Here is a 19,974-nt window from a genome sequence, read left to right on the forward strand (position 1 = left end):
AAGCGCGGCAGGGGGAACCGATCGTTTTGTTAAAGGATTTGCTGTTACAATTCATTGTGGCTTTATTGCCCGTTTTCGCATTCCAGCTCTGGTATAACAAAGAACAAGGCTGGAAGGGAATGCCATTCTTCATGGGTGTTTATTGCGGTACATCGATGATATTGTGCATGCTGACGGCATCAAACATTTTTGGCTATGAAGCTGATTTGCGTTTGATACCGTATTTGATAGGCTCGCTTTACGGAGGCTGGCCAGCGTTCGCCTTATTGACGTCCATTTATTTAGGTCTCCGAATTCCAATGTTGGACAGCGTGTGGGAAACGGTCAGCTTCATCGTGTTTATCGTTGTTTTCGCAACGCTGATTTTATGGTCGATACGGCATTTTCAACATGCTTCAACCCTTCGCAAGAAAAGAATGGGCCTGCTGCTGATGTCTGCGATGATGCTTTATTACATCATTACGATATCGGGTTTTATCTCTTTTAGCGGCAAGTCATGGACGCTTGAAATGGTTTTGGCGCTCTTGATTTCTACTACGGGAACCTTAGCGGCGACTTGGCTGTTTATTTTTATGATTGAAAGCGTGATGGAGAAGCAGCTTCTCCATGAAGAAGTAAAACGAATTTCGGCAAATTACCGCAACGAAGTGGAGAAGCTGCAGCAATTTATTGACGAGACATCTTTTGGGGTAATCGTTATCGACCACGAAGGCTATATCACGCATTTTAACGGTATGGCGAAGACGGTGCTTAACCTAAATGCGAACTATAACGGTGAAGAAGGACTGATCGGCAGCTCCTTTCCTCTCGTGTTTCAACAGGGGCAAAGCGATACTTGCGTAAAAATGCTGTATCAAGCGCTAAACGGCAAGAAGTCTTCGCTCGTTCCATTCGTTAATGGCGACAAGGTGCTGCTTCTAACGACCATATCGCTAAGAACCTCGGAAGAGGACCAAAATGCCGGAGCAGCGCTTCTTGCGCAGGATATAACGGAGCTGCGCCATCTTCAAAGTGAGGTTGGCCGAATGGAGAGACTGAGCTTGGTGGGGCAGATGGCTGCAAGTATCACGCATGAAATCCGTAACCCGATGGCGGTTATTCGAGGCTTTGTCCAGCTCATTCAGGAACGAAGCCCGAAGAACCAAGCGGAATACTTCCGGATTGTGATCGAGGAGCTTGATCGGGCCAATATGATTATTAGCGATTTTCTGTCGCTTGCCCAAAATAGGGCGCTCATCATGGAGCCGTCCTCCTTGCACGATGTCATTAACGAGCTCGTACCGCTGCTTCACGCGGATGCGAATCTGCGCGGACAGTCTGTTGAAGTCAGCCTTTGCGAGCATCTGCCGTTGATTATGATGAATGAGAGGGAGATCAAGCAGCTGCTGCTTAATATTGCCCGCAACGGCATGGAGGCGATGGGCCATAAAGGCTCCTTAAATATCAGCACCCGCTGCACCGAGAGCAAAGTCGAGCTTCGGATAGCGGACCAAGGAGTGGGCATACCGCAGGAGCAGATGAAGCATTTGTTCGAGCCGTTTTTCTCGACGAAGACACAGGGCACCGGGCTTGGGCTTCCATTATGCTTAAGCATTGCGGAGAGGCATAATGGACGAATAGACGTCGAGTCGCGAGAGGGAGAGGGAACGGCTTTTATCGTTACGTTCTTTCTGCAGGAGGCTTTCGCATGCTAAAGACATAATTGCACGGAATGGGAACTGTAAATGAACCTTTGTTCATTTACGGTTTTTTGCAGTCGACGGAAGCTAGGGCGTTAATCGAAAAATTCAAAGAAAGAAGAGGAGATGACTGTGGAAATACGAAAGCTGCTCGCAAACGAAGAACCTCCAATGGAGCTGCTGCTGTCAGCGGATCCTTCGGCTTTGCTGGTAGAGGAATATTTGAAGCGCGGGGAATGTTGGGTAGGTATTATGGATAACGAAATCATAGCAGAATATGTCCTGCTGCCAACAAGACCGGAGACTGTGGAAATCGTGAATGTGGCCGTAGATGAGATTCGCCAAGGACAAGGATTTGGAAAACAAATGGTGCTTCATGCGATAAAGATTGCGAAGCAGCTTGGCTATAAAACAATTGAAATCGGAACGGGGAATTCGGGTGTAAGCCAGCTTGCCTTATATCAAAAATGCGGCTTTCGCATGACAGGCATTGACCGGGACTTTTTCATCAGGCATTATCCGGAAGCGATTTATGAGAACGGGATCCAGGTCGTTGATATGGTCCGTCTTTCTCAGGATTTATAAGGAAGGCTCTAGCTGCGCATACTACCTTTGGAAGCTAACCTGCAAGACCGGTTAGATTTTATTATGGGAGGAGGCGTTAAGGTTGACACAGAATAATGAAGAAAAAAGCCGTTCGGGTGAGCAAGCTCAGCAGGCATCCAAAAACGCAGCAAATAACAGCAAGCCGCCGGAGTCCGCCGGCTTTGACAAAAAGCTTGATGGACCTAACCGTCCATCCGTTTAGGGCGGAGGTGATCTTGTGACTGATCATAAGCATGAGGCGAAGCAGCATGTCGACGATCCGGAGCTGGATCCTTATGAAATTGAATTTTTACCGCAGTTCCGCGAAGGGCGCGGAAGCCGTGCTCCGTTTGTAAACCAGTACGGCATCGTCATTGGCGACCATCAATATGAGTCCGCTGACTCGCCGTTGTCGCAGTGGAGCGTGGATACGGATCCGGCCGTCATGGCAGGCGATGAATGGGTTCATCCCTATAAAGATATCGGCTTTCAGACGGCAGAGAACCGGGATATTTTCGAGAAAGGGCTGCCGCCGCAAGGAGGTATTTTTACGCATCCCGATAAAAATGCCGCCTATGGGCTGGACTTGCCGGAGAATTCTCCAATTTCAGATGAAAAAGAACAACCGGAGTGAACGCGCTCCGGTTGCTTTATTTTGACTACGGGCGGTATAATAGTAGCTAAAATAAAGTAATTAAAGGAGTGTGTTTCGATGTCGATGTCATTCGAGCGATACATGTTAGATATGGTACAGCCTATGCGGGACGATCTTACCCGCATTGGAATTCAGGAGCTTCGCACGCCTGAGGAAGTAGAAGAAAAATTGCCGAACGCAAAAGGCACGGCGCTTATTGTCGTGAACTCGGTTTGCGGATGCGCGGCAGGCCAATGCCGCCCCGGCGTAGCAGAAGCGCTGCAGCATGATATCACGCCAGACCATTTGTATACCGTATTTGCGGGACAAGATAAAGAAGCGACTGCGAAAGCCCGCGAATATTTTGCTCCATACCCGCCATCCTCTCCTTCGATCGCTTTGATGAAGGACGGAGAGCTAGTTCACTTTATCGAGCGGCACCAGATCGAAAATCGTTCCGCAGCGGACATTGCAGCCGATCTGTCGGACGCTTTCGATCGGTTCTGCCGTTAATCGGGACGGTGGCTATGAGCTTACAACAAGAAATTATTGAAAGACTCGGCGTTAAGCCGGAAATCGATCCCGAGGTTGAGATTCGTAATCGGGTAGATTTTTTGAAGCAATACGTAAAGCAATCGGGCACGGCAGGATTGCTTATTGCGATCAGCGGCGGGATCGACAGCGCCGTAGCAGCCGGGCTTTGCAAAAAAGCAACGGATGAGCTAAGCGCGGAGACGGGCCGGGAGTATATGACGCTTGGCGTGTTCCAGCCTTACGGGACGCAATCCGACATTGCTGACAGCTACGCGGTAGCCGAAGCTTTCCAGCTGAAGCATCGCGCGGAGACGAACATTGCGGAAGCCGTGGACGAGATTGCGATTGAGGTGGAGCATAGCTTCAAATCATTGGGCATTCCGCGTCATTTGAGCCGCGGTGGCAAAGGAAACGTGAAGGCAAGAACGCGCATGGTTATGCAGTACGCGCTTGCGTTTGATTTAAACCTGTTGGTTGTCGGGACAGACCACGCGTCTGAAGCGATTACGGGCTTTTATACCAAATGGGGCGACGGTGCAGTGGATATTACTCCGCTTAGCTCGCTTAACAAGCGCCAGGTCCGCCAGTTAGCTTCGCATATCGGCGTGCCGCAAAGCGTGCTCGATAAGGCGCCTACCGCAGGCCTGTGGGACGGACAAACCGACGAGGCAGAGCTGGGCATTACCTATGGCGACAACAGCGATTATCTCGAGGGCAAAGAAGTCCCTGCGGAAGCGCGTGAAAAGCTTGAAAAACAATATTTGAAAACCGAGCATAAGCGTTCCCCGATACCGGGCATTTAACGGCTGCTAGGTTTAGAGTACGCTACGAAGACTGTCCTGAGACCGAGCAATCGGAGCAGGGCGGTCTTTTTTTTGGCCATGTTCGCAGCAAAGGAAGGAGTGATTGGCAGCATAGAGAATTACCTAAACAATGAAAGGAGCCATGCCTATGAAAAATACGAAGCTGATTTTAGTGGAAGGCCTGCCCGGCTCAGGAAAAACGAGCACCGCGCGTTACGTAAAGAAGCTATTGGATGAACGGCATATACCGAATCAATTGTTTTTGGAAGGAGATTTGGAGCATCCCGCCGATTACGAGGCTGCTGCTTATTTAACGGAAGCGCAGTTCGAAGCCCTTCTGCAACGATACAAAGATCAGGAGTCTCTGCTACGGAGGTATTCCGAAGCAGTAGCAGGCGGAATTCTGCTGTATTACGGCAAGCTGGCGAAGGTAACGGATGCTTTCGAAGGAGAAGACTTCGGCACTCATGACGTTTACAATCTGCCTCTCGCGCAGCATCAGCTGTTAATCCTGCAAAGGTGGAGCGTATTTGCAGAGCGGGCCGTCAACGGAGATGAAGTGTACATCTTGGAATGCTGTTTTTTACAAAATCCAATGACGGTCATGATGGTTCGGGATAACCGGACAGGGCCGGAACGATCTGCGTATATCCATTCCTTGTACGGCCGCATACACGCATTGAACCCAAAGCTGATTTATTTGCAGGATGATCGCTTTAAACGGTCTTTCTCCAGCGTTATTGCGGAACGACCGGAAGAGTGGTTAAGTTTTATTACCTGGTATTATACAGAACAGGGCTACGGGAAAGCGAATAGCTTAAGCGGAGTAGACGGGCTGCTTGAGGTGCTCGAACAGCGCAAGACAGCTGAATTAGCGATTTTGGAGACGCTGCCCCTAGATCGGATTTTGCTGGATAAGACCAGCTCAGACTGGGATGCCATACATGAAAAAATCGGCTTATTTTTGCAATCCGGGTAAGAGGATGTGTAGGGATTGAAAGCAAGGGCTCCATATTTAGCTGCGATGATTATCGCAATGATACTTGGCTACGGCTCTAGAAGCTATGCCGAAGCGCTGCCGGCATTCGTTGCCGCGCATTTTGGCGACGCGCTTTGGGCGAGTATGGTTTATTTTGGCATCCGTGTGCTCTGGCCTACAAAAACAATCGTTTGGCCGGCGCTGATTGGCATTGTCTTTTGTTTTGGCATCGAGCTGAGCCAGCTGTACCAAGCGGAATGGATCCATGGCATCCGAAGCACGTTTCTGGGGGCCTTAGTGCTCGGCAGCGGTTTTGTGACAGTGGATTTAGTGAGGTATACAGCGGGAATCGCGCTGGCGGCAGCGGCAGACGGATGGATTATTCGCAAACGCATCGGCTGATGATCCACGATTCAGTTCCCAAGGAATGGGCGGTTGTCAGGCTCCGCCTATACGTATACAATGTGAAAATGTGTTCAATTGTTTACGTAAGGGAGTGCAACAGGTTTGTCATCAAGTGCAATTGCTTCAGCTTCGCCTTCTTTTTTTCGTTTTCGTTTAATAACCTTGCTGCTCGTCGTCGTTGTGGCGGGAATGAGCCAAGGGCTGCTGCTGCCGCTGCTGTCGATTATGCTGGAGGATGCGGGCGTCTCGTCCGATAGGAATGGCATTAACTCGGCTGCTATGTATATTGGTATTTTCTGTACAATGTTTTTCGTGGAGAAACCTGTTTTGCGCTTCGGTTACAAGAAAGTAATCGTAGCAGGCATTGCGTTAGTTACGGTTGCCAGCCTCCTTTTCCCGTTTACCCATTCATTAGCGGTTTGGTTCATCTTGCGTCTGCTGGTAGGCGTGGGCGACAGCTCGCTGCATTTTGCAACCCAGCTGTGGATTGTAAGCTCAAGTCCCGCGGAGCGCAGAGGCAGATATATTTCGTTGTACGGCATGGCGTATGGACTTGGCTTCAGCCTAGGACCGCTCGGGATTAATTTGCTTCCGCTTGGCAGGGCCGTTCCGTTTATTGTCTCCTGTATTTTCTTCATCATGGTGCTTTTGCTGGTGCTGCGGATGAGTAATGAGCTGCCCGAACGGCCTGTTAAAGATGCGGCTGCCGGAAACCGGTTCGTAAAAACCTATCGTATCGCATGGTTCGTGCTCATCCCTGGGTTTCTATACGGCTTGATGGAAGCGTCTATGAACAGCAGCTTTCCGCTTTACGGCTTGCGGATCGGGCTGGGCCAGCATTGGATCTCGCTTCTGCTTTTATCCTTCGGCATCGGCAGCCTAATCCTTCAGCTTCCGCTGGGGATTTGGAGTGACCGAATCGGGCGGAAGCCCGTGCTGATAACATGCGGCATAGTCGGCTCCCTTGCGTTCTTGGCTATACCGGCTGCAGGGAGCCATACGGCACTTTTGTTTGTTTTATTCGCTATCGCGGGCGGGGCGGTCGGTTCGTTTTATTCCTTGGGCCTTGCCTATGCGGCGGATATTTTGCCTCGTGCCATTTTGCCTGCGGCAAATGTCATTGCTTCGATACATTTCAGCATCGGCAGCATCATGGGGCCAACTCTCGGAGGCTACGGCATCCGCTATGTGTCCTTGTACAGCATCTTTTTGTTTATGGGTGCCGCATTTCTCGCGTTTGCGCTGCTTGGCTTCGGTTTTCGTCCGCGCGAACAGGCGGTAGAGGCAAAGTAGGCAGGTTTGGATCTAACGACAAAGAGGACGCCGGATGATTTCGGCGTCCTCTTTGCTGTTTTCCTGCGTTTACTTATATTTATTCTCACTGGATGATTTATGCTTGGTCTCTTCCTTGTGCTTCTCGTCCTCTACTTGAAGCTTGAGGTCTTCAACGGGAATCGGATCTACCGTTTGTTGGCTCTTGAATTTATCGAACAAGCTCTCATTCTCCGTCGGGTACTGCTCGGGGTGATCGCGTTTGCCTATTTTGTCTACGCCGTCTGCATCCTTCTCAAATTCATTCATGATTGTCCACCTCTTTTTGGTTTGATTACGTTGTACTACCCGTTTCGAGTGGCGGTCAAACAGGCGGCTATTAGGTGGCGGCGATTTGAAGCCTGATGTTTGGTTCGCATGATGTAGGGGTATAAATAGACCGATAGTAAATTTACCGTACTGGGAGGAATTTATATGTCAGAGATTAAACATGTTGTGGATAAAGACGGCGAGCTGGAGCTTGGGAAAATCGATCAAACCTTGGATCGTATGGACGCGGGGATCAAAGATGATATTTTGCAAAATTTCGAGCATTTCAAAGGTTATCTTGCCAAACGAATCGAGCTGGCTGAGAATATCGGTTTAAATGAGGAGCAGCTGGCATTAGTAGCACAGAAGGTAGCAGGATACTTAGCGAAGAATGAGGACCCGCGCAACCGCGAGGAAAAGCTGTTGCAGGAGCTGTGGAAGGTCGGAAACGAAGAAGAGCAGCATAAGCTGTCCCATCTGCTCGTGAAGCTGGCGCAGGCAAAAGCGTAAGCAGCCGCATTACTTGCTTGTACTAGTGCAGGCCAAGATAGAAGGCCATTCAAATAGGAGGCTGTCTCGGAAGGCATAACGCTTACCGAGGCAGCCTCCTTGCTTTTAAGCCAGCTCGCGAGCCGGCAGCCAGTGGCCAATGCTATTTCGTATGTTCCGTATACCAGTCCAAGAAGGCTTCCGCAACCGCTGTACCCGCATGGCCGTTCGGGTGGGGATCGTTATGGGGGCTCATGTAGGCAGCCTGCAGCAGCTGGTCGTTCGGAGCCACTTGCCCAAGCACCTTGGCCATGTCGAAGACACCGGCAACGCCGGCTGCCGAACCCGAGCGGATCCAATCGTTAACGGTGCGCCAGACAAGCTCGTGCTCGCCTTCGAAGTTGAAAGCAGGCAGCGTGCACAGCCAAACGGCAAGACCCGGTTTGTTCTCGATAAGCTGCTGGATAATTGCCGTTAAATCGGCTATCAATTGCTCGGCGCTGCGATTGGCCGTACCGATATCGTTAACGCCGAGGCAAATCACCACCTCGTCACCGAACTTTGCTTTGTTAAGCCAAGGGCTGTCGTCGACCAGATCATAAGCGCGGGCCCAGCCGCTGCCAATATTCCATACCCCGATATCAGCGCCAAAACCGGCAGCAATTTTTGCAGCCCAGAAGGCGTATCCATCTTGCTCCGTCCGTACGCCCTGCGTAATGGAATCCCCGAGAAACACGATCTGCTTCGACACGGCCTTTTCGTACGCAAGCAGTGAAGGAAGGACCTGACGATTGCCGGCAGGCGCATAGAGGTTTGCCGAAGCTTGTCCAGCCAAATCTCCCTCCGCCTCATAGGCGCTTGCAAGCAAAGTCTCCGTATTGAACGGCAGTCCGTTCTCAAAGCCGACTACCGTAATGGACCAGCTGAACGCCAGAAAATGATGCTCGGGTATGAGCACCGATACCTGGTCGCTCCAGAACTGCTCAGCCTTCTCCACATCCCGCGAGAGCTCTCCGCCAAACGTGACAGGGCGCACGCTGCCTTCAGCGACGCTGCCATCCGGCTGCAAGCCGCCGTCAGCCACGGAGCAGGATTCGATCCGCCATTGTCCACCTTGATCGTTGGCCTTCGATTCCGAGCCGTCCGCCCATGTCGAATCGACCGTATTGCTGTGCCAAAGCTTGAACGAAAGCAGGCCGTATTCCCGCGGCCGAATGTAGGTGCGGAAGGTCATGGTCGCTGGTTTCTCCGGCCTCCACATAAAATTTGACGCACTGGACAAAGCGGTAAGTGAGGTGAAGCCCGTTTGCAAAATTTCCAGCTCCTTCTATGAATATTTAGCCTCTCCGGTGAGAGAAAGCATTTCTCTCAAACCTATCATTATTTTTAATAGAAAACAATAATGAGGTTTCTCTAGCGGTTTAAATTAGATATGATTAGAAGAAAAATCAGACTTTCAAGGAGACCGGTATGATGAGCTTTACAGCCAGGCAGAACGAGATTGTGCTAAAAATAGCCACTGCGGCGCAGCAGCAGCCCGTCCTAAGCAGCGGGCTATGGTTTCATCACGATATTCGCGATAATTTTTATTATGCGTCCTACCTGTTTGCGGCCGCGGTTGATCAGCCGGAGAAGCTGTCCTTCGAAGCGAAGGGCGCCAAGGAAACGGCCGAAGCCGTATTGCTGGAGGTATTGGCTCTTCAGGATCAAGACTCAAACCGTGCGACCTATGGACATTGGCCGCTTAACTTAGGCACTTCGCCGCGGGAAGCCGCGCCGAATGCTTTGCCCGTGGAGCTGATGGGCAGCTTGATGGCTTTTTTTGCGAGCCGCTACAGCTCCCATTTTAGCTCTAAGCTTCAACAGGCATTTGATTCCGCGCTGGAGCATGTCTATCGGAGCGGATTTTATCGTCAAAATAATGTATTCGGTCATCACGATGCCAAATATACGGCTGCTAAGCTGATTTTCGGCGAACGGTACGAGGATGCCGCTTTAACGGAAGACGGACGCAGCAATCTCGGGCTCTCCCTCGCTCATATCCGAAAGCAGGGCATGTCCGAATACAATAGTCTGCCTTGGTTCTGGCATTGGGTGCAGGCATTTACATGCGCATGGCATTTAATCAAGGATCAAGCAATCAAGCAAGAGCTAGCGGGCATGCTGGACTTTCTATGGGACGAGCGGTCCGCGTTTTATTTGAAAGGGGCTTTTGTCGGAGCTCATTGCCGAGCGCAAAAGCATGATATCCCGCTGGACGGCAATGTTCTGCATGACTACGTGCAATTTGGCGATTTCGAGCTGCCTGCTCAGCTGCCTCGGACGGAGTACGCAGGCTTCTTGTTTTACGAAGCGCCTGAAGAGATCCGTAAACGAGCGATCAACCGCAGCGAGCCGGCCGAGGTGAAGAAGCTCATTACGAAGCAATCGGGCGGGGGTACGACTAAGCTGCACAGCTATGCCTATATTACGGAGGAGTTTGCGGCGGGCGGGATGTGGGAGCGGTACGCAGAGTTTGATAACGAGCAGCATCGCTGGGATATTTCATTGCCCGCAGGTCGGCAAGAAGGCGTGAATCAAGCTTATTTTTTCCACCCGTCTGATCGCAATGGGAACGAGGATCCGAGACATCAAACCGGGAATACGGAAGTTTTGTTTTACAAAAATACGATTGCTGCGCTCTACGCTATTCCGGAAGGCACCGAGAATCGTATAATCGGAATTTTACCTCATATCGAATGGATGCAGGAGCCTGGAATGCTGCTCGGACAGACGAATCAGGTCTATTGGTCCGTTTATGTGATGCAGCCCTGTGTGCTTGAATGTTTATCCGACCGGTATGTCGTGACAAGCGAGGGGGCGCATAACGGCGTCATTATCGAAGCGGTCAGCTGCAGTGATGCAAAACGGATCGGGCTGCCGATCTTTGAAGCTTTTGCGGCTGAGGCAAGAAGAAACTCGCCAATATGGTTATCAGGCGAGAATCTAAGCGTTCGGTATGTCACTCGTGATGAGACGAGGCTGGAGCTTACGGTAGACAGCCAGGGTATCAGCGACAATCGAATAAACGGATCTGCGGTTGATTTTTCGGAATATACGCTTTAATACATTGCCGCACGCTCTTCACACATCGTTCACAGCTCTATAGCCCTAACGAGTCATGCGCAGAAAGACCTCCATTGCTACAATTTGGACAGTTAATCCAAATCGATGGAGGTTTTTTTGAATGATGTTTAAGAAAAAAATCGCAGGCGCTGCCCTAGCGGCAGTATTGGTGTTTGGAGCGGCGGTTCCTGTATTCGCGCATGACGGATGGTCGCAGACAAGCGCTCCGATCGTAGCGCAAAACCAAATCTCTTACGTGGAGCTTATGTACGGAAACCACTCTAATGAGCACAAAAGCTACCGCATAGACGGGCAGTGGGGCAACAGCTCGAAAGTATTCGTGACAACGCCGGCTGGCGTGAAGTCGGATATTACAGGCACGCGTTTTTATACGGGCGAGCCGGCAACGGAAGAGTCGCCTGCACTGAACAATTACTTTGTTGCATCGTTTAAATCGAATATACCCGGAGCGTATATTATTTCCACGGAAGCAGACAGTGTGTTCAAAGGGGCAGAGGCTGCAAGCCGTACCCTGCGCAGCGCAAAATCATTTGTAGCCGTTGGCGATATTCCCGTTCTTGAGCGGGTGAAAGCACTGAAGGGCTTCTCCAAGCAGGTAAGCCCGGACCGGGCTGAGCTTGTCCCCGTATTTAACCCGGCTGCGGTTACACCGGACGAGACGGTATCGATTCAGCTTCTCCTAAAGGGTAAGCCGCTAGCCGATACGGCAGTGGATATCATCCGTCGAAGCAATTCGGAAGCGGCCCAGCTGAAGACGGATGCCAGAGGCGTGATTACCTTTAAAACAGGCGCAGCCGATTATTATTTGGTCCGCGCGAAGCCGAGCACGGCGGAAGCCAAGGAAGGCGAGTACAGCACTACAAATTACGAAGCGACCCTAACGTTTACGGTTCAAAATAAATCCGTAAAGCTTCCCGGCACGCCATCCTCGGCTAAACCGCTTATCTATGTAAACGGAAATGCAGCGGCTGCCAGCAGCCTGACCATAACGCAAGGCACGACAAAGGTGAATGCATCCTTTATAAAACAGCATGTGGATGCAGCGTATAAAGGAACTGGCCTTGTACCGCTTCGTTCCGCGGCAGAAGCGGCAGGCGCATTCGTTGAGTATTTCCCGGCAGTAGGCGGAAATCAAGCAGCGGTTGCGGTCTATACGAAGTAAGGCTTGATGATGAAGAAGCGAATAAATTGGATTACCTTATTTATTATGATGTGGGCATGCATGCCGGGCTTCGTCTCGGCGCATGCCTATATTGCGCAATCGGCCCCCTATCAGGATGCTGAGTTGACGGAATCACCAACGGCCATACGAATTAAGTTTACTGAAAAAATCGATACGAAGCTGAGCAGCATTTCGCTCCAACGGGTCGATGACGGAGCAGCCATTGCAGGCACATTAAGCGCTGAAGGCGATCAGACGCTTATTTATACGATTCCAAAGCTGGAGAATGGCGTCTATGAGGCCGGCTGGCAGGTGCTTTCGCTGGATTCGCATATGACGGACGGTTCCTTCCAATTCGCAGTCGGCGTGAAGCTGGAACATTCCAAACCGGATGATACGGTATCCTTGGACGGAGACGGGAACGGAAGCGCTGGAGACGGCACCGGCAATGGAGCGGAAGCGACGGTTAAGCCGGAATCAACGGCGAAGCCCGCGCCTACGAAGAAGCCGAGCAGTACGCCGAGGCCGACAGCTGCGGCAAAGCCCAACGATACGCCGATAGCGGCTGGCGAAGCAAGCGTCGCGCCGTCAGCAGCTGGCGAAGCAAGCAGCGAGCCAAGCGCGCCAGCTGCTTCGGACAGCGGCGATAAGCCGGCAGCAACGCCGGATACAGCGACAGCCGGAAGCTCCGGAAGCGGAAACGGAGGCGAAGCAAGTCCGTCAGCTGCCGGCGCCGAGCCCGCGGATGCTGCTTCGCCGCAGACGGAAGCGGGAGGGACCAGCCAGGCCAGCGGCCATGGCGATCACGACGGCCACGGCGGAAGCAGCCATGCCGAGGAGGGGGAGCATGAGCATACAGGCGGCCATGGCAGCATGGTTGCGCTGCGCGTGCTTGATATTCTGGTAAGCGTGCTGCTTACGGGGATTTTGTTCTTTCGCTACGTGATTTGGAGAGACGGGGAGAAAAAGGCACCGATCGGCTTCTCGCTGCGGGCCGAACGGATTGTTATCGGCGCCGCGGCATTCGTGTGGTTGATTTCCGGACTATCGCGATTAACGATGCTGTCCGAGCAATTTGGCGGCGCAGCCTTATATGATCTGGCTTCCGGTACGATGATTGGCAGGATGGCAGTGCTTAGAACGGCGCTCGCCATACTCGCGCTTTTGCTCGCATTCGCGCCAAGCAGGGAGCGCTTATGGGCAAATCCTCTTAAATTTGCTGCTGCATCGGCTATCATCGTGACTTTCCCGCTGACGGGCCATGCCTACGCGGCATTAGAGGGCGCAGCGGCGGCCATCATCGCCCACACGATTCATATGGGGGCGGCAGCCATTTGGTTCGGCGGCCTTGCGGGCCTGCTGTCCCTAACCTTTGAGAGGGATGCTGCCGATCGCTTGAATCAATCGGCAGCGCGCTTTGCGATTTGGGCGCTGCCCAGCATGGGCTTGATTTTGATCAGCGGGATCTGGCTGGCAGCAGCGAGGCTTTCGGCATGGGAACAGCTGCTGGCAACGCCTTACGGCAGGCTTATTACCGCCAAAACCGGATTCATGCTGCTTGTGCTCGCCATCGCTGCTTTTCACAGGCTGGTATTTATGCCGCGCATCGCGCAGGGTCTTTCTGGAAGAGGGTTGCTGCTGGGCATTCGGGCCGAGGTGCTGCTCGCAGTCGCATTGTTTGTGCTGGCCGGCTGGTTATCCTCCACCTCCCCTCCGGCTGATGCGGCGCAGAAACTTTCGGAACCGATATATTGGCATGTCATGGGCGACAAAGCGCATATGAGCATGCGCATCTCAGAGGATGAGCAGTCGAAGGTGCAAACCGCGAGACTCGATGTCTGGCTTCCTGAAGGGCAAGGAGCGGCTGCTTCGGTGATGGCTGTTGTAGCTCCTAAAGATAATAAAAACGGGGAAGAAGTGCCGATCCCGCTTGGGCTTCAGCCGCGCGCAGCTGAATTATTCGAGTATCCCGGATTTACAAAATATACGTACCTGGCATCCGGCGAGTTTATCGATGATAAGCAGGCAAGCTTAATAACGATAGACGTGCTGGATGAAGAGGGCAACAGCTTCCATTACGAACGCTTGACAGGGGAGCCGATCAAGGAATAATTGGACCGGGGAGCTCGGAAAAAGGAAGCATTTCTTGACTTCTTTGATGCCTTCTGCTAATCTCACCTTCAGGGAAAAGGCGGGTGTTAGTATGATCATCGGCATCGGACATGATTTATCGGATATTACGAGAATAGCCAAAGTGTTAGACGGTCGCACGGGCAAAAGATTTCTAGAGCGCGTGCTCTCAGGCGGCGAACGGGAGCTTGCATTGCATTATGCGGGAGAGCGGCTCCATCAATTTACAGCGGGCCGTTTTGCGGCAAAAGAAGCAGTCGTAAAGGCGTTTGGCTGCGGCATTGGCAATGTGATTGGATTTACGGACATCGAAATTTTGCGGGGGAGCTGCGGCAAACCGGAATGCTATTTATCCGCAGGTGCTTGGGAGCGTCTGGGACTTCGGCCGGAGGACGTGCGAATTCATGTAACCATTACGCATGAGCGTAAGCTCGCGTCCGCATTTGCCGTTGCGGAACGGATATCGGAGTAACCTTTTGCCTATACTTGGAATGTAATATACCAAGTTAGCAGTCGAGAGGGGATGTCGGCAATGAAGGAGCAGCGGCAGCAGAAGACGAAGCGCCGTTTTAAGACGGGGCAATGGGTCGAGTATGACGGCCTGTATTCGGACGATTGGGGCGGAGATCTGGTGCTGGTCCAGGGGGATTTGTTCCCGTTGCATCCGCAAATGGGCGAAACGAATTGGACGTACGCCGGGCAGTCCGCGCTTCATTTCATGAAATCTCCCAAAATAAATGGTCACCATATCGGCTATTAGACGATTACGAACAAAAAAGGATGCCTGCGGCAGCTTAGTCAGCCAGGGCATCCTTTTTTTTATGGATATGCAGTGATAAGGTTATTGTTATGAATAATCCCGGCGTTATAGGCTTTATTGCGTTAGGGACGCCTTATGCTACTTTTTGGCAGCCAGCCAATTCGAAAGGCCCGTAATTTCCTCGGTGGTCAAACGGTCTTTAAAAGCCGGCATCGAGCCCTCGCCTTGTTCGATTTGCTGCGTGATGTCCGAAGCGCTCATACGCTCGCCAACCTTTTGGAGATTGGTAGCAGGGCCTACTCTCCCTTGGAGCCCGGTACCATGGCAGCTAACGCAATTGGCCTTATATACCGAGACAACTTCATCGGGCCCATCAAGCGCGCCGTCTTTGCCTGATGCTGCATTCCCGCTGCCTCCGCAGGCTGTTAATGCCAGCATCAGCATCAAAGAAACGAACAAAATAAGGATAAAAATGGGATTCCGCTTGGCGAACAATAAAATTCATCCCTTCTTATTGTATAATTATGTAAATATTGGTCTTATCAAGGCTATTCACAAGACGTCCATATGAATTTGAAGCGTTAATTCGTATAATAGAGAAGGCTGACAGCCGAACACGATGTTTATTTATCTATTATATCGCAGTTTTACCTACAGGAGAATTCATGAAACCGACAATAGATGGCATTTTACAGAATCAATTGAAAAAACTCCAAGCCGACGTTATTATGAGCGCTTATACCGAAAGTGTCCCAGGCTGGTTAGAACAAAAATCTGAGCCGGACTTTTACCGTTTCTGTTACACAGAGAAGGGAAAAGGCTGGGCTATGATCGATGAAGAAAAGCATGATTTGCAGCCGGGAACCCTTTATTTATTTCCGGCGGGTACGATGCAATCGTTTGGTACGGAGGGCGACGAAAATTTTAGCCGCTATTGGTGCCATTTTCGATTAGAGCTAGGCGATGTTCAAGTCATGAATTCCTTGCAGCTGCCGCCATTCGTTATCGTGCAGGACAGGCAGGCGGTCAAGGAGCTTTTTGACAAAATGGATGCGTACCAGCACTCCAATACCATTACGAGAGAGCTGCGGCTGAAGGCCGTTTTGCTGGAGCTGCTTGCCATTTATATGGATGAAAGCGATGTTCAGAGAGAAGACCAGCCTGATCCCGATTCCGAGGTGAAGTGGAACGAGGTGCTTGCCTACATTGAAGCGAACTTGCATGAGAACATACAAGTCGAAGAGCTGGCGAAATTCGCCTTTTTGCATCCGAATTATTTTATTACCTCTTTCAAAAGCATTATGGGCTGCTCCCCGATTCAATATGTAACCAATCGCCGGATTGCGCTCGCTAAGGATCTGCTAATGGGAACGGAGCTGCCGGTGGCGGCCGTGGCCAAGCAGGTAGGCATGCAAAACCACTATTTATCCAGGCTGTTCAAGAGATACATGGGGATCACGCCTGTTCAATACCGCCGCATCGGACGACTTAACAGCTGCAGCCGGTTGGGGCCGGAGGCATCAACTAGCGAGGAGGATAACAGCTAATGGGACAAGAGGATGTCAAACTATTTTTTAGCACGGAGCTGCTTAATTGGTATCGGCTGATCAAGCGCGATTTGCCATGGCGGATTAATCGTGACCCGTACCGCGTATGGGTATCTGAAATTATGCTGCAGCAGACGAGGGTGGATACGGTTATTCCTTATTATAACCAGTTCATGAGTAAATTCCCGACCGTAAGCGCGCTTGCGGAAGCGCCGGAGACGGAGGTGCTCAAGAGCTGGGAGGGCCTCGGCTATTACTCGCGCGCGCGCAATTTGCAAGCAGGCGCCAAAGAGGTAGTAGCGCGATACGGCGGGATCGTTCCGGACGATAAAGCTTCCGTAGCGGGACTGAAGGGCGTGGGTCCGTACACAAGCGGAGCGATTATGAGCATAGCGTTTAACCGGCCGGAGCCGGCAGTCGATGGTAACGTGATGCGCGTGCTCTCCCGTTATTTTTGCCTCGAGGACGACATTGCGAAGGCATCTACGCGGGTAGGCATCGAGAAGCTGGCTGCCTCGCTTATACCGGAAGGTGCCGCTGGTGATTTTAACCAAGCGCTTATGGAACTTGGAGCGCTTGTTTGCACGCCCAAATCGCCCAGCTGCCTGCCATGCCCGGTGATGGAGCATTGCGCGGCACGCCTTGCGGGCAGGGAGTCGGAATTGCCGATAAAAACAAAGGCGAAGCCGCCGCGTCCGGAATTCAGGGCGGCAGCCATTGTCGTAGGCAGCGGGGTGAATGCGGGCAAGGTGCTCGTAAGGCAGCGCCCGGATACGGGGCTGCTTGCTCAGATGTGGGAGCTGCCGCATTTGCTGCTGCCGCCGGATAAGGCAGGCTGGCTGGCCGATTCAGCGCCGAAGGAGCAGGGCGAGCTGGCTGAGATGATCAGCCGCATGCTGGAGGAAGATACGGGATTGCTCATAAGGCCGCGCAGCTGGTTTATGGATGCGGATCATATTTTCAGCCATATTCATTGGAAAATGCGATTCTATTTGGCTGATTTAGGCGAAGTGGCGAATGTGCTTGAGGATGTGGCAGCATCGTCCGAGCCTGAGCGTAATCTCATAGCTGCTGAAGTAAACGCCGGATATGAGGCTGCGGAGGCTGCGGATACGCAAGGTTTGCAAGCTGCCGGGATGAGCGCGTATCGATGGATTGGCAAGGAAGATATGGAAACGTTGCCGTTTCCGAATTTATTTTTGCGCATGTTAAAGCAATTTTGGGAATAAATGAATGTACAGGCCGGAGGAGATAAGAATGGGTCAAATGCTTGAGCTGCTTCTGCAGCACAAAATCGTAGCGATATTAAGGGGAATCGAAGACCGGCATGCGGACGCTGCCGCGCAGGCTTTAATCGACGGCGGTATTTATATGATGGAAATTACGATGAATACGGATGGCGCGGCGGCAATGATCAATCGTTGGCGTACGAAGTTTGACGGCAAAGCAGCTGTCGGAGCAGGCACGGTAACGGATGTGGCCCTCGCGGAGCAAGCCGTTGCCGCAGGAGCGCAATTTCTCATATCCCCTAATTTGGATGAGGAAGTGATTGCGTACGGCCGCGAGCGGGGAGTCTCCGTCTGGCCCGGCGTTATGACGCCGACAGAAATCGTGAAGGCATGGAAGGCCGGAGCCGATGCCGTAAAAATTTTCCCAATGGGAACGCTTGGCATAGGCTACCTGCAAGAAATTCGCGGTCCGCTCGATACGATTCCGATGATCGCCACCGGCGGCGTTGATTTGCATAATATTGCCGATTATTTTAAAGCAGGAGCGAATGCTGTCGGAATGGGCAGCAAGCTTGTCAATCTGGAGTGGGTTCGCGAAGGCAAATTCGATCAGGTAACGGAGAAGGCCCGGCAGTTCGTTGAAGCCGTGAAAGCCTTGTAGAGAAAGGAAGGTAGCTGGGATGGACGATGTCTCATGGTTATTACCCGTCTTCATTCTCATCATCATTGTGCTGGCTGCCGCATTATTATGGCAAATGGGCGCCCGCAGCCAGACACCGCGGAAGCTTGCGAACGGCAATGCTCCTGCCATCGGGACGCAGTGGCAGTCCGTATCCTTTACAAGCCACGGCTCCAAGCTGGAGGGCTGGCTGCTGCAGCCGGCATCGGATGCCTTAACCCGAGAGGGGCTTGCGCCTCTGATTGTGATTGCACACGGATGGGGCTCTAACCGGACGAGAGTACTCCGATATGCCAGACCGATCTACGAAGCGGGCTTTGCGGTATGGATGTATGACGCGCGGAGCCACGGCGACAGCGATTCCATATCGGCGCCTTCCGCGTTGATGTTTCGTGATGACGTTCTGGCTGCGGTAGAAGCGGCCAAGCAGCTGCGAGGTATTGATCCAAACCGGATTTCGGTGCTCGGACATTCGCTTGGCGGCTTTGGCGCGCTGCTCGCGCTTGACCAAGGAATGAAGGTCAGCGCCGTCGTAACGGACTCCATGCCCGTTCGGTTCGAGACGATGATGAAGTCGGAGCTGCGGCGCAAAAAACTGCCGATCTTCCCGTTAGCCTATCTAATTCCGAAGATTTGGCTTATCCGCGCGCGCATTTCGCGGACGCAATTCAAGGAAGCAAGCATACCGCTGGTGCTGGCGAAGCGGGCGGGATTCTCGGAAGCCGGACGCACGCCGGTTCTAATGATTCATGCCAAGGGCGATGATTTTATAAGCGCGGAGGATTTGATGAAACTGAAGGGCGAGCTGCCTGAGGGGCTTGTAAAAACGCTCTTTGTATCGGGGACCGGCCACAGCCAATCGGAGCAAGACCCCGTATTTTGGGAGAGTGTCATGCCTTTCTTAATAAATAATAATGCATAGTTTTTGCTTATCATGTGCTTATATATCTATCTTCAAACAAAAAGGAAGCCCGCGGCACAAGGCTGCAGGCTCCAAGAGAGAATATATAATAAAGGGGGGTCATGAATTCATTATATAAGCATAAGATGAAACCAAGATGAGAGAAATATTACAGTTTGATTACATAGCCGTTCGGAAACTACCCGTTAAGCAAGTGATGGTGAGCGAAAATAAAGATGTTTAACTCGAAATAAAGTTGTTTAACGGAAAATAGAGTTGTTTAATCTGAGTCGCTTGATATAGGGGTTGCAGAAAATAAAGTTGTTTAATGGTATGACGGCGTGAGTCCTCAATATACGATGATCAAAAAACACAGCAAAACCCAAATTGCCGCGCAATTCCTGTACTTTCTACTGATCCGTGCCCGTTATTTAAAGCATTTGAAACAATCAGCGGGCTTTAACTGATTGCTCCTATTGAAGGAGGCATCGAAACGAATAATATCAAGGTGAATGATGGTCAGATTACTATGTATGCGAATAAAGATGGCATTAACGCCACGCCAAAAAACTGGTCCAACAACGACGCGGAGGCAGATACTTGGACGTGCACTGCCGATCAAAAGCTCGTGTTTCGCTATGAGAGTAAAGATGAGATGGAAAACCAAAGCGACCAAGCAGGCATAGGCCTGCATGGTCGTTTTTGGCTAAAGCAGAGGTTCCAGAAAAGATAGCCGACTACGAGTTTGACC

22 protein-coding genes are annotated in these 19,974 nt (G+C 51.6%); 19 read left to right on the plus strand and 3 right to left on the minus strand.

Annotated features, from left to right (window positions below):
* Nucleotides 1–26 precede the first annotated feature (26 nt).
* The 9 genes from MRBLPE1_RS14395 (at nt 27) to MRBLPE1_RS14435 (ending at nt 6,912) form a co-directional block, all read left to right on the plus strand.
* Nucleotides 27–1,694: an ATP-binding protein gene (locus tag MRBLPE1_RS14395; RefSeq protein ID WP_364146331.1), complete on the plus strand. Its 1,668-nt coding sequence runs from the start codon at nt 27–29 to the stop codon at nt 1,692–1,694.
* A 117-nt stretch (nt 1,695–1,811) separates the two neighbouring features.
* A complete protein-coding gene (locus tag MRBLPE1_RS14400; protein WP_364146333.1) occupies nt 1,812–2,264 on the plus strand; it encodes a GNAT family N-acetyltransferase in 453 nt (150 codons plus the stop codon).
* An 82-nt stretch (nt 2,265–2,346) separates the two neighbouring features.
* Nucleotides 2,347–2,487 carry a hypothetical protein gene (locus MRBLPE1_RS14405; protein WP_364146335.1) on the plus strand — a complete coding sequence of 47 codons (141 nt, stop codon included), beginning with the start codon at nt 2,347–2,349 and terminating at the stop codon, nt 2,485–2,487.
* Nucleotides 2,488–2,502: 15 nt separating this feature from the next.
* On the plus strand, nt 2,503–2,898 hold the full coding sequence (locus tag MRBLPE1_RS14410) for a DUF3905 domain-containing protein (RefSeq protein ID WP_364146336.1): 396 nt from the start codon (nt 2,503–2,505) through the stop codon (nt 2,896–2,898).
* Nucleotides 2,899–2,976: 78 nt separating this feature from the next.
* Entirely contained in the window at nt 2,977–3,411 is a 435-nt protein-coding gene (locus MRBLPE1_RS14415) for a BrxA/BrxB family bacilliredoxin (RefSeq protein ID WP_364146337.1), read from the plus strand.
* A gap of 14 nt (nt 3,412–3,425) precedes the next feature.
* Nucleotides 3,426–4,235, plus strand: a complete 810-nt coding sequence (gene nadE / locus MRBLPE1_RS14420; RefSeq protein ID WP_364146339.1) for an ammonia-dependent NAD(+) synthetase — start codon at nt 3,426–3,428, stop codon at nt 4,233–4,235.
* A gap of 148 nt (nt 4,236–4,383) precedes the next feature.
* Complete coding sequence (locus MRBLPE1_RS14425) at nt 4,384–5,214, plus strand: hypothetical protein (protein ID WP_364146340.1); 831 nt, start codon at nt 4,384–4,386, stop codon at nt 5,212–5,214.
* A 15-nt stretch (nt 5,215–5,229) separates the two neighbouring features.
* Entirely contained in the window at nt 5,230–5,616 is a 387-nt protein-coding gene (locus MRBLPE1_RS14430; RefSeq protein WP_364146342.1) for a DUF2809 domain-containing protein, read from the plus strand.
* Between the two features lie 105 nt (nt 5,617–5,721).
* A complete protein-coding gene (locus MRBLPE1_RS14435) occupies nt 5,722–6,912 on the plus strand; it encodes an MFS transporter (protein ID WP_364146344.1) in 1,191 nt (396 codons plus the stop codon).
* A gap of 69 nt (nt 6,913–6,981) precedes the next feature.
* On the opposite strand, the gene MRBLPE1_RS14440 is transcribed toward MRBLPE1_RS14435, so the two are convergent.
* Nucleotides 6,982–7,200, minus strand: coding sequence for a hypothetical protein (locus MRBLPE1_RS14440; protein WP_364146346.1), 219 nt, complete (start codon nt 7,198–7,200; stop codon nt 6,982–6,984).
* Between the two features lie 165 nt (nt 7,201–7,365).
* Here MRBLPE1_RS14440 and MRBLPE1_RS14445 point away from each other — a divergent pair, with 165 nt between their 5' ends.
* Nucleotides 7,366–7,710 carry a DUF3243 domain-containing protein gene (locus MRBLPE1_RS14445; protein ID WP_364146348.1) on the plus strand — a complete coding sequence of 115 codons (345 nt, stop codon included), beginning with the start codon at nt 7,366–7,368 and terminating at the stop codon, nt 7,708–7,710.
* 142 nt (nt 7,711–7,852) lie between these two features.
* Here the strand turns inward: MRBLPE1_RS14445 and MRBLPE1_RS14450 are convergent, their stop codons facing one another.
* A complete protein-coding gene (locus MRBLPE1_RS14450; RefSeq protein ID WP_364146349.1) occupies nt 7,853–9,001 on the minus strand; it encodes an SGNH/GDSL hydrolase family protein in 1,149 nt (382 codons plus the stop codon).
* A 161-nt stretch (nt 9,002–9,162) separates the two neighbouring features.
* Here MRBLPE1_RS14450 and MRBLPE1_RS14455 point away from each other — a divergent pair, with 161 nt between their 5' ends.
* The 5 genes from MRBLPE1_RS14455 (at nt 9,163) to MRBLPE1_RS14475 (ending at nt 14,867) form a co-directional block, all read left to right on the plus strand.
* Nucleotides 9,163–10,794, plus strand: coding sequence for a hypothetical protein (locus tag MRBLPE1_RS14455; RefSeq protein ID WP_364146351.1), 1,632 nt, complete (start codon nt 9,163–9,165; stop codon nt 10,792–10,794).
* A 121-nt stretch (nt 10,795–10,915) separates the two neighbouring features.
* Nucleotides 10,916–11,977, plus strand: coding sequence for a DUF4198 domain-containing protein (locus tag MRBLPE1_RS14460; protein WP_364146353.1), 1,062 nt, complete (start codon nt 10,916–10,918; stop codon nt 11,975–11,977).
* Nucleotides 11,978–11,986: 9 nt separating this feature from the next.
* Nucleotides 11,987–14,089 (plus strand): copper resistance CopC/CopD family protein, encoded by a 2,103-nt coding sequence (locus tag MRBLPE1_RS14465; protein ID WP_364146355.1) that lies wholly within the window; start codon nt 11,987–11,989, stop codon nt 14,087–14,089.
* 91 nt (nt 14,090–14,180) lie between these two features.
* A complete protein-coding gene (acpS, locus tag MRBLPE1_RS14470) occupies nt 14,181–14,579 on the plus strand; it encodes a holo-ACP synthase (protein WP_364146356.1) in 399 nt (132 codons plus the stop codon).
* A 60-nt stretch (nt 14,580–14,639) separates the two neighbouring features.
* Nucleotides 14,640–14,867 carry a hypothetical protein gene (locus tag MRBLPE1_RS14475; protein ID WP_364146358.1) on the plus strand — a complete coding sequence of 76 codons (228 nt, stop codon included), beginning with the start codon at nt 14,640–14,642 and terminating at the stop codon, nt 14,865–14,867.
* 138 nt (nt 14,868–15,005) lie between these two features.
* Here the strand turns inward: MRBLPE1_RS14475 and MRBLPE1_RS14480 are convergent, their stop codons facing one another.
* Complete coding sequence (locus MRBLPE1_RS14480) at nt 15,006–15,362, minus strand: c-type cytochrome (protein ID WP_364146360.1); 357 nt, start codon at nt 15,360–15,362, stop codon at nt 15,006–15,008.
* A 170-nt stretch (nt 15,363–15,532) separates the two neighbouring features.
* Here MRBLPE1_RS14480 and MRBLPE1_RS14485 point away from each other — a divergent pair, with 170 nt between their 5' ends.
* The 4 genes from MRBLPE1_RS14485 to MRBLPE1_RS14500 are packed head-to-tail and all read left to right on the plus strand — an operon-like array spanning nt 15,533 to nt 19,244.
* Nucleotides 15,533–16,414 (plus strand): AraC family transcriptional regulator, encoded by an 882-nt coding sequence (locus MRBLPE1_RS14485; protein WP_364146362.1) that lies wholly within the window; start codon nt 15,533–15,535, stop codon nt 16,412–16,414.
* Nucleotides 16,414–17,643, plus strand: coding sequence for an A/G-specific adenine glycosylase (gene mutY / locus MRBLPE1_RS14490; protein WP_364146364.1), 1,230 nt, complete (start codon nt 16,414–16,416; stop codon nt 17,641–17,643). The genes MRBLPE1_RS14485 and mutY overlap by 1 nt, the downstream gene beginning before the upstream one ends.
* Nucleotides 17,644–17,671: 28 nt before the next feature.
* Nucleotides 17,672–18,304, plus strand: a complete 633-nt coding sequence (locus MRBLPE1_RS14495; RefSeq protein ID WP_364146366.1) for a bifunctional 4-hydroxy-2-oxoglutarate aldolase/2-dehydro-3-deoxy-phosphogluconate aldolase — start codon at nt 17,672–17,674, stop codon at nt 18,302–18,304.
* Nucleotides 18,305–18,323: 19 nt separating this feature from the next.
* Nucleotides 18,324–19,244 carry an alpha/beta hydrolase gene (locus MRBLPE1_RS14500; RefSeq protein WP_364146367.1) on the plus strand — a complete coding sequence of 307 codons (921 nt, stop codon included), beginning with the start codon at nt 18,324–18,326 and terminating at the stop codon, nt 19,242–19,244.
* Nucleotides 19,245–19,974 lie beyond the last annotated feature (730 nt).

Source organism: Paenibacillus sp. LPE1-1-1.1, from assembly GCF_040676435.1.
Taxonomy (GTDB): domain Bacteria; phylum Bacillota; class Bacilli; order Paenibacillales; family Paenibacillaceae; genus Pristimantibacillus.